Annotated in this window: 9 protein-coding genes and 2 pseudogenes; 4 read left to right on the top strand and 7 right to left on the bottom strand. The window is 69.6% G+C overall.

What is annotated here, in order from left to right; all coding sequences use genetic code 11:
- A pseudogene (locus tag RMO04_RS06380) lies at nt 1-161 on the top strand (hypothetical protein); the annotation flags it as partial.
- A 10-nt stretch (nt 162-171) separates the two neighbouring features.
- Here the strand turns inward: RMO04_RS06380 and RMO04_RS06385 are convergent.
- The 4 genes and pseudogenes from RMO04_RS06385 to RMO04_RS21160 all read right to left on the bottom strand — a co-directional run.
- On the bottom strand, nt 172-615 hold the full coding sequence (locus RMO04_RS06385) for a hypothetical protein (protein WP_309643950.1): 444 nt from the start codon (nt 613-615) through the stop codon (nt 172-174).
- A 69-nt stretch (nt 616-684) separates the two neighbouring features.
- A complete protein-coding gene (locus RMO04_RS06390; RefSeq protein ID WP_309643951.1) occupies nt 685-1,044 on the bottom strand; it encodes a hypothetical protein in 360 nt (119 codons plus the stop codon).
- Between the two features lie 168 nt (nt 1,045-1,212).
- Entirely contained in the window at nt 1,213-1,596 is a 384-nt protein-coding gene (locus RMO04_RS06395) for a hypothetical protein (RefSeq protein WP_309643952.1), read from the bottom strand.
- A gap of 124 nt (nt 1,597-1,720) precedes the next feature.
- A pseudogene (locus RMO04_RS21160) lies at nt 1,721-1,909 on the bottom strand (response regulator transcription factor); the annotation flags it as partial.
- A gap of 99 nt (nt 1,910-2,008) precedes the next feature.
- Here RMO04_RS21160 and RMO04_RS06400 point away from each other — a divergent pair.
- The 3 genes from RMO04_RS06400 to RMO04_RS06410 are packed head-to-tail and all read left to right on the top strand — an operon-like array spanning nt 2,009 to nt 5,744.
- A complete protein-coding gene (locus RMO04_RS06400; RefSeq protein ID WP_309643953.1) occupies nt 2,009-2,398 on the top strand; it encodes a helix-turn-helix domain-containing protein in 390 nt (129 codons plus the stop codon).
- Nucleotides 2,399-2,452: 54 nt separating this feature from the next.
- Nucleotides 2,453-3,976, top strand: a complete 1,524-nt coding sequence (locus tag RMO04_RS06405; protein ID WP_309643954.1) for a response regulator — start codon at nt 2,453-2,455, stop codon at nt 3,974-3,976.
- Nucleotides 3,977-4,013: 37 nt separating this feature from the next.
- On the top strand, nt 4,014-5,744 hold the full coding sequence (locus RMO04_RS06410; RefSeq protein WP_309643955.1) for an AmpG family muropeptide MFS transporter: 1,731 nt from the start codon (nt 4,014-4,016) through the stop codon (nt 5,742-5,744).
- Here RMO04_RS06410 and RMO04_RS06415 read toward each other — a convergent pair.
- The 3 genes from RMO04_RS06415 to rlmN form a co-directional block, all read right to left on the bottom strand.
- Nucleotides 5,741-6,571, bottom strand: a complete 831-nt coding sequence (locus RMO04_RS06415; RefSeq protein ID WP_309643956.1) for a serine protease — start codon at nt 6,569-6,571, stop codon at nt 5,741-5,743. The genes RMO04_RS06410 and RMO04_RS06415 overlap by 4 nt on opposite strands.
- Before the next feature lie 6 nt (nt 6,572-6,577).
- Nucleotides 6,578-7,006: a DUF350 domain-containing protein gene (locus RMO04_RS06420; protein ID WP_309643957.1), complete on the bottom strand. Its 429-nt coding sequence runs from the start codon at nt 7,004-7,006 to the stop codon at nt 6,578-6,580.
- A gap of 67 nt (nt 7,007-7,073) precedes the next feature.
- Nucleotides 7,074-7,830, bottom strand: a 757-nt coding sequence (gene rlmN / locus RMO04_RS06425) for a 23S rRNA (adenine(2503)-C(2))-methyltransferase RlmN (RefSeq protein ID WP_309643958.1), incomplete at its 5' end; no start/stop codon positions are given.

Here is a 7,830-nt window from a genome sequence, read left to right on the forward strand (position 1 = left end):
CCAAGGCCGCCGAGGGCGGAGGTCTCACCGCGCGGGGCTGGACGCGCACCCTGCGCCTGGCCCGCACCATCGCCGATCTTGAAGGTTCGGGATCTGTGCGGCGGGTGCATGTGGCCGAGGCGCTGGTCTATCGGCGGATGAACACGCCGCTGATGGCGTGAGACGGGGCTCCTAGGTGGCGACTCTCCGCCGCTCGAACCAAGTCCCAAGGCCGACCGAGAACACGATCAGATAGCTCCAGATCACCAGGCCCTGGACGTAAGCGCGGCCACGTACGTCGGAATCGATCATGATCGCGATGTGAATGACGACGGCGAGCAGCTGGAACGCCGCGGCGAACAGAGCCCAGGTCCTATCGCTCCTCATCGCGAGCGCGAGCAGGACGGCGAGCAGGCCGAGATCCACCAGTAGCACGAACCATTGGGGGTCGAGCCAGTCGCGATAGTTGTAGGCGAACGTGCTCAGCACCCAGGCCGCGATGCAGGCGCCGCCGGCGACCCGCTCCGGGCGCTGGCCGCGCCACAGGGCGTAGCCGCAGGTCAAGGTCATGACCACCAGCCAGACCTGTTGCGGGGCTGTGTGCAGGAAGGTTGCGAAGAAGGTGGAAAAGAACACGGCGCCCCCGAGCGGTGTCGAGGGCGCCGATCATGTCAGAATGCGCGGGCTCGCCAAGGGCGAGCCGTATCAGGCGGCGGCGCGCCGGATGGCTCGCAGCACCCGTTGCGGTTCCGCCGAGAGCGATGGAGGCTTCTCGTTGGGCTCGCCGAACATCACCGCGCCCAGGCCGATCTGGGTCTTGGCGAGGTCTAGCTCCTTGTGTGTCTCGACAATGGCGCGCCGGGCGCTGGCGAGGGCGGCGATGGCCTCGCTGGCGCGTTCGACGGCGTCCTGTCCGATCAGGGCCGAGAGGCCGGCGTCGGCCCGCAGGCCCGGCATGACCCCCGCCAGCCGGGCGGTCTTGGCGAGGGCGGCGTCGATGGCGGCCTCAGCTTCGAACAGGCTGGCGGCGATCTGGTCGGCGATCATACGGCGTTGCTTGAGCATGAGTTCTCTCCTGCGCGCCGGAAGCCCCCCGGAGCGTTGATTGACGTTCGGAATGTCGGTGAATTCAGATCAGGTTCTGGAGGGCGTGGAGGCCGGCCAGCAGGGCCCCGAATGCGAGGGCCGAGACAATGGCGATGAGACCGACCAGGCCCAGGCGTATCGCGGGACTTAGGTCATTTCGACCGATCCCTCCCCGGGCTCCGGCTGGAAGCTCTCGTCCAAGAGCGCCCAGCTGAGACAGAGGATTTCCCGCAACACCATTTCGGGCGGCTTGTAGCGGGCCATCTTGCGGGTCGCCGAGACCAGTTCGCGGGCCATCGCCTGCTTCGCCGGCGTATCGACCAGGTCGGCAAACTGCCGCTCCAGCTGATCCCAGGAGAAGGCCGGGGCCATCGGCCGATCGGCCCGGGGTTCCGGCCAGCGGCTCTCGAAGGCTTCCACCTCCCGCCGCAGGCGGAGCGCCCCCTCGACGGCCGCCCGCCGGCTGTCCCAGGGCGGATCCAGCGCCCGGACCGCCCTGGCGTCCGCCAGCTCTCGCAACCACTCGCCCATACGCCGCATCTCCTTGTTCGGCGTCATGGGGCGGCAGATGGGGCGTCGTGTCTGTCCTGATCGGATCGTGTCCCGACACGATGGGGACAGCGGCGTCATGATCGGCCAGCGCGCGGGCGGCGCTATAACGGTCGCCTACGCCCAGCTTTCGACGGGCGCGATCGCAGTACGTGTCGACCGAGGCCTTGGACATGCCCAGCTCGCGGGCGATCTGTTTGGAGCTGAGGTGGCGATCGACAAGCCGAAGGCAATCGCGCTCCCGTGGGGTGAGCAGCTCGACAAGATCTTCGATCGTGGCTTGCGGCACGCGCATAAGGTGAACACGTTAGACACCCGCGCGTTAGCGCGTCTACTCGTTATGGTTACGCTCGCCCTTCGGCGATGGGCCAGGGACGACGCAGGAGGTCACAGCATGCCTCTCGACGATGCACAGGGACCCGATCCCGTCGACATCGCCATCGGCGCCCGAATGCGCCTGCGGCGCAAGTCACTGGGCATCAGCCAGGGCGCGCTGGCCGACCGGATCGGCGTCTCGTTCCAGCAGGTCCAGAAGTACGAGCGGGGCGCCAACCGCGTGTCGGGCTCGACCTTGGTGGCTGTCGCCGGAGTGCTGGACACCACCGTCGGCTGGCTGGTCGGGGAGGAAGGGGCGATTTCCGACGCCGCCGACGACCTCGTCCAGGCCCTGGCGATGTCGGGCGCGGTCGAGCTCCTGGAAGCCTTCGTGGACATACCCAAGGCCTCGGCCCGCTCGGCCCTGGTCGCTCTGGCTCGGGAGATGGCCACCGCGCGCGAATCTTGAGCTTGGCCGGGACGCTTGACCCTCCATTAAGCGGCGGCGGTTAGGGTTTACGCCATGGCCCGCAAGATCCCGCCCCGCGCCGCGAACGTCAGCGCAGAACAGCTCGCCTCCCTCAGTCACGAGTTCCGCACCCCCCTGAATGGCGTGCTGGGCATGGCCCGGCTGCTTGAAGGCACCCGCCTGACCCAGGAGCAGCGCGCCTATGTGTCGGCGCTGCGCGACTCCGGCGAACACCTGCTGGGCCTGGTCAACGACGTTTTGGATTTCGCCCGCCTGGGCGCGGACAAGATCGAGCTGCAGCCCTCGACCTTCGAAGTCGAGGGCCTGCTGCGATCCGTGTGCGAACTGATGTCGCCCCGCGCTCGCGAAAAGGGGCTGGAGATCGCTTGGTCGGCTCCGGCGGGGATCGGCCAAGCCTTCGCCGACGAAGGCCGGCTGCGTCAGATCCTGCTGAACTTCGCCGGCAACGCCATCAAGTTCACCACACATGGCGGCGTGCTGGTCACGGTGTCCGAGTCCGGACCAAGCCTGCGCTTCACCGTGGCCGACACCGGCCCCGGCGTGACGGAGGCCGTCCGCGACAAGATTTTCGAGGCCTTCGAGATGGCGGACCCGTCGCACGACGTGCAGTTGGGCGGGACAGGCCTGGGCCTCGCCATCGCCCGAAAGCTCGCGACCGCCATGCAGGGCGCGGTGGGCGTCGACACCGCCCCCTCCGGCGGCGCGGCCTTCTGGTTCGAGGCCGCCTTCGAGCGCATGCCGGTGACGCCCGAGCGGGTCCTGCAGGGTCGCGCGGTGGCCGTGGCCAGCGCCAATCCGATCCTGGCCGAGGCGGCGCGGGCCTTGATCGAGGCCGGCGGCGGCGCGCCGGTGATCGCCGGCGATATAGGCGGGTTGATCGAAGCCGCCGGGCCGTCCGACATCCTGCTGCTGGATCACGCCCTGGCGCGTCCAGGCAAGACCCTGGTCCTGCCGGCGGGCCGCACGGCCATCGTACTGCTAGCGCCGGAGGATCGCGGCCTGATCGACGGCTATCGCGCCGCGGGCTTCGCCGGCTACCTGATCAAGCCCCTGCGCCGGGGATCGCTGGCCGAGCGGGTCCTGGCGGCCGCGGGCCTGCGCGGGGACTCCCGTGCCGAAGCCCCCGAGGACGACCGGATCGCTCCGGCCGCGGCGCCCGGAGCCCGTGTGCTGCTGGTGGAGGACAATCCGATCAACGCCCTGCTGGCCCGCACCCTGCTGACGCGCGAAGGCTGCGCGGTCGACCAGGCGGGCGGCGGGGAGGAAGCCCTGGCCGCGCTTGCGGTCGGCGACTACGATCTGATCCTGATGGACATGCGCATGCCCGGCATGTCGGGCCTGCAGACCACCGAGCGTGCGCGGATCCTGGGGGTGAAAACCCCGGTGGTCGCGCTCACCGCCAACGCCTTCGAGGAGGATCGCCACGCCTGCCTCGCGGCCGGCATGGACGATTTCTTGGTCAAGCCGCTCTCCCACGACGCCCTGCGCCAGGCGCTCGCCAAATGGACCGGGCGCGGCGACTGGACGGGAAAAGCGGAGCGGGCCAAGGTCGGCTGACGGCGGGGGCGGCCCCGCGCGCGGGAAACCCCTGTTCATGACCATGGAAAGCCAAGCCGAGCCCGCACCCAAGCGCGGAGCGCTGCAGGCGCTGGCCGTCTATGGCGAACGCCGCTCGCTGGTGATGCTGGCCCTGGGCTTCGCCTCCGGTTTGCCCAACCTGCTGATCTTCGACACCCTGTCGGCCTGGATGCGCGACGCCGGTCTCAGCCTGGAGACCATCGCCTTCCTCAGCCTCGCGACGCTGGCCTACTCCTTCAAGTTCCTGTGGGCGCCGCTGATCGACCGCACCCGCGTGCCGGGCCTCACCAAGTGGCTGGGTCATCGCCGGTCCTGGATGCTGGTGGCCCAGGCCGCGATCATGATCGGGCTTTGGCTGATGGCCGGCGGAAACCCCGCGACCAATCTGGGCCTCATCGCCCTGTTCGCGGTCATGGTCGGCTTCGCCGGCGCCACCCAGGACATCGTCATCGACGCCTGGCGGATCGAGGCGGCGGGCCAGGAGAAGCAGGGCGTGATGGCGGCCGCCTACCAGTGGGGCTGGCGGCTGGCCAACGTGGCGGCGGGGGCCGCGGCCCTGGCGCTCGCCGAGGTGCTGTCCTGGAACATGAGCTACGCCATCATGGCGCTGCTGATGCTGATCGGCGTCGCCGGCGTCCTGGGCGCGCCACGCGAGGCCCAGCATGAGATCCGCCCCATCCATGCCGAGGACATCCCTTCGCGCCCGGCCTTTGAGATTCCCGAATGGTTCGCCCGGCTGGCGGTGCTGATGTTCGGCGCCCTGGTCCTCGGCTCGGGGCTCAGCGGCAATGTGGCGATCCTCACCGACGCCATGGCGCGCCTGGGCCAGACCGACGCCGCCGAGGCGTTCAAGGCCGCCTGGGAGGCCAAGCCCTGGGGCGTCTTCGCCCAGATCGCGGGCGTGGTGGCGGGCGGGACGATCATCTTCCTGGCGGCTTGCCCGGTTCCCGGCGTCCAGACCAGGCCGGGCCGCTATCTCGGCGTGGCCCTCGGCGAGCCGTTCCGCGACTTCTTCGGTCGCTTCGGGGGATTGGCGGCCTTGATCCTGGCCACGATCTGCCTCTACCGGCTGTCGGACTTCGTGCTGAACATCATGAACCCGTTCTACCAGGACCTTGGGTTCTCGAAGATCCAGATCGCCGAGATCCGCAAGGTGTTCGGCATCCCCATGACCATGCTGGGTGTAGGCCTGGGCGGCTTCGCCGTCGTGCGCCTGGGCCTGTTGCGGGCCCTGGTGGTCGGCGCCTTCGCCGGCCCTTTGAGCAACCTGGTCTTCGCCTGGCTGGCGACGCAGGGCGCCTCGATGAGCGCGCTGACCATCGCCATCGGGGTGGACAACATCGCCGGCGGGTTCTCGGGCACCTGCCTGATCGCCTACATGTCCAGCCTGACCTCGGCAGGGTTCACCGCCACCCAGTACGCCCTGTTCTCATCGCTCTATTCGCTGCCCGGCAAGCTGGTGGCCTCGCAGTCGGGCCGCATCGTCGAGGGCGCCGCGGCCTCCGCCGACGCCGGCGGCGCCTTCGCCGCGCTGAAGGGCCTGTTCGCCGCGACGCCGCCCGAAGCCTATGCGGAGGCCGCCGCCAAGTCGGGCGTCACCGCCCAGGCGCTCGGCGCGGGCTACATCGTGTTCTTCCTCTACTCCGCCGCCATCGGAGTGATCGGGGTGGTCCTGGCCTTCATGGTCCTGGCCAAGACGCCGAAGGCGGAGCCGGAAGCCGGGGCGGCGGTCGAACCCGCGACCTAAGTCTTCAGACAGATCACCTGCGCCACCCGCAGGTCGCGGCGCAGGGTGTCGGCCACGCGGCCGTAGTTGTCGGTGGTGATCGGTTCGCCCACCGCGAAGCTCGCCGCCCTCTGATTCGTGGCGGCCAGGGCGCCCGTCACGGTCTCGGGCGCCGTGGTGTATATGCGGCCGCGACGCGGCGACTCCGCCACCGTCACGCCGACGACCCGGCCCGCGCGGTCGAGGGCGGGCGAGCCTGAGAGCCCGGCGAGCGACCCCTTCAGATTGTCTGTCCGTCCGGTCTCGGCCCAGACCAGGACCGATTCCGTCCTCGCGCCCCGGCCCCGGACCACCAGGTTCTCGCGGCCCAGCAGGCGCGAGGTGGCCTCCCCCGGCTGGCCCTGGGGGAAGCCGAGATGATAGGCGCGGTCGCCGCGGCGCAGGGGCTGGTCGAGGCCCATGGGCAGCGGGGGCGCCCCGCCCTCCGTGGTCAGGATCGCTGCCTCCCCGCGCGGATCGATGCGCACCGTGGCCTCGACGCCCCGGCCTTGCGCGACCACGATCGCGGTCTGCGAGCACCCGTCGACCACGTGGCGGGCGGTCACCCAGACGCCGCGATCGGCCACTGAAAAGGCGGTGCCGACCCCCGGTTCAGCCTTTTCAGGCACATCGACCACCACCGAGGGGTCGAAGGGCGAGGCGGGGCCGAGGGGCAGGCCTTCGTCGCCGGCCACTGGGGGCGGGGGCGGGGGGGCGTCGGCGCGTTCCTGGCGACCCACGGCGGCGATCAGCAGGGCCAGGACCACCGCCAGATAGACCAGCCAGTCGGGCAGGCGGGGGAAGTGCACGCGGTCCTAGCCGGAAACCGCGGCGGCGATGATCACGGCGGTGGCGAGCTTGGCGCCCACCAGAAGGGCGGCGGCGGCGACCTCGCCCTCTTGAATCCGCTGCGGCAAGCCACGCAGCATCATGTCCACCAGGCGGAAAACCAGCAGTTGCAAGGCCACGGCCGCGGCGCCCCACAGCGCGATCTCCAGCATCGAGGTGGACCGGGCCAGCGAGGTGGCGAGCGGGATCGACAGGCCCAGCAGCACGCCGCCCAGCGAGACGGCGGCCGCGGAATTGCCCTCGCGGATCAGCGAGATTTCCTTGTGCGGGGTCAGCAGGATGTAGATTCCCGCAGCCAGGACGAGGATCAGCATCGTCACGGCGATATGCAACAGCGTGATCGGAAATCCGGTGGCGAAGGCCTGGATCTCGGGGGACTGCAGCTCTGGCGGCATGGAAACCCGTCAGCGATTGTTAAGGTCGGGGCGAAGGGTTAGCACGCGGCGTAACCCTGGCAATGGTCTAGGCGGTGGGTTGCTCGACCGCCGGCTTGCGCCGAGCGCTGGCGCGGACCTTTTCGCTTTCGGATTTGAGCTGGCCGCAGGCCGCCAGAATGTCGCGGCCGCGCGGGGTGCGGATCGGCGAGGCGTAGCCCGCCTTGTTCAGGATGGCCGCGAAGGTCTCGATGGCCGCCCAGCTCGAGCACTCATAGTCCGTGCCCGGCCAGGGATTGAACGGGATCAGATTGATCTTGGCCGGCACGCCCTTCATCAGCTTGACCAGGGCTAGCGCCTCGGCCGGGCTGTCGTTGACGCCCTTCAGCATCACGTATTCGAAGGTCACGCGCCGCGCGTTGGACAGGCCCGGATAGGCGCGGATGCCGGCCATCAGCTGGGCGATGGGGTACTTCTTGTTGATCGGCACCAGGACGTCGCGGAGTTCGTCGTTGGTGGCGTGCAGCGAGATGGCCAGCATGGCCTGGGTGCGCTCGCCCAGTTCGTGCAGTTCGGGGACGACGCCGGAGGTCGAGACCGTGATCCGCCGCCGCGAGATGGCGATGCCCTCCCCGTCCGAGATGATGTCGATGGCGTCGGCGACGTGGTCCAGATTGTAGAGCGGCTCGCCCATGCCCATGAACACGATGTTGGACAGGCGGCGGTCGGCCTTGGGCGAAGGCCATTCGGCCAGGTCGTCACGGGCGACCTGCACCTGGGCCACGATCTCGGCGGCGGTCAGGTTGCGGACCAGGGCCTGGGTGCCAGTGTGGCAGAAGGTGCAG

This window comes from Phenylobacterium sp., assembly GCF_031412415.1.
In the GTDB taxonomy this organism is placed as follows: Bacteria; Pseudomonadota; Alphaproteobacteria; order Caulobacterales; family Caulobacteraceae; genus Phenylobacterium.

Excerpts from the sequence above, each read along its gene's own strand:
- RMO04_RS06390 (WP_309643951.1), bottom strand. The coding sequence starts at position 1,044 with ATGCTCAAGCAACGCCGTATGATCGCCGACCAGATCGCCGCCAGCCTG.
- RMO04_RS06400 (WP_309643953.1), top strand. The coding sequence starts at position 2,009 with ATGCCTCTCGACGATGCACAGGGACCCGATCCCGTCGACATCGCCATC.
- RMO04_RS06420 (WP_309643957.1), bottom strand. The coding sequence starts at position 7,006 with ATGCCGCCAGAGCTGCAGTCCCCCGAGATCCAGGCCTTCGCCACCGGA.
- RMO04_RS06405 (WP_309643954.1), top strand. The coding sequence starts at position 2,453 with ATGGCCCGCAAGATCCCGCCCCGCGCCGCGAACGTCAGCGCAGAACAG.
- RMO04_RS06410 (WP_309643955.1), top strand. The coding sequence starts at position 4,014 with ATGACCATGGAAAGCCAAGCCGAGCCCGCACCCAAGCGCGGAGCGCTG.
- RMO04_RS06395 (WP_309643952.1), bottom strand. The coding sequence starts at position 1,596 with ATGGGCGAGTGGTTGCGAGAGCTGGCGGACGCCAGGGCGGTCCGGGCG.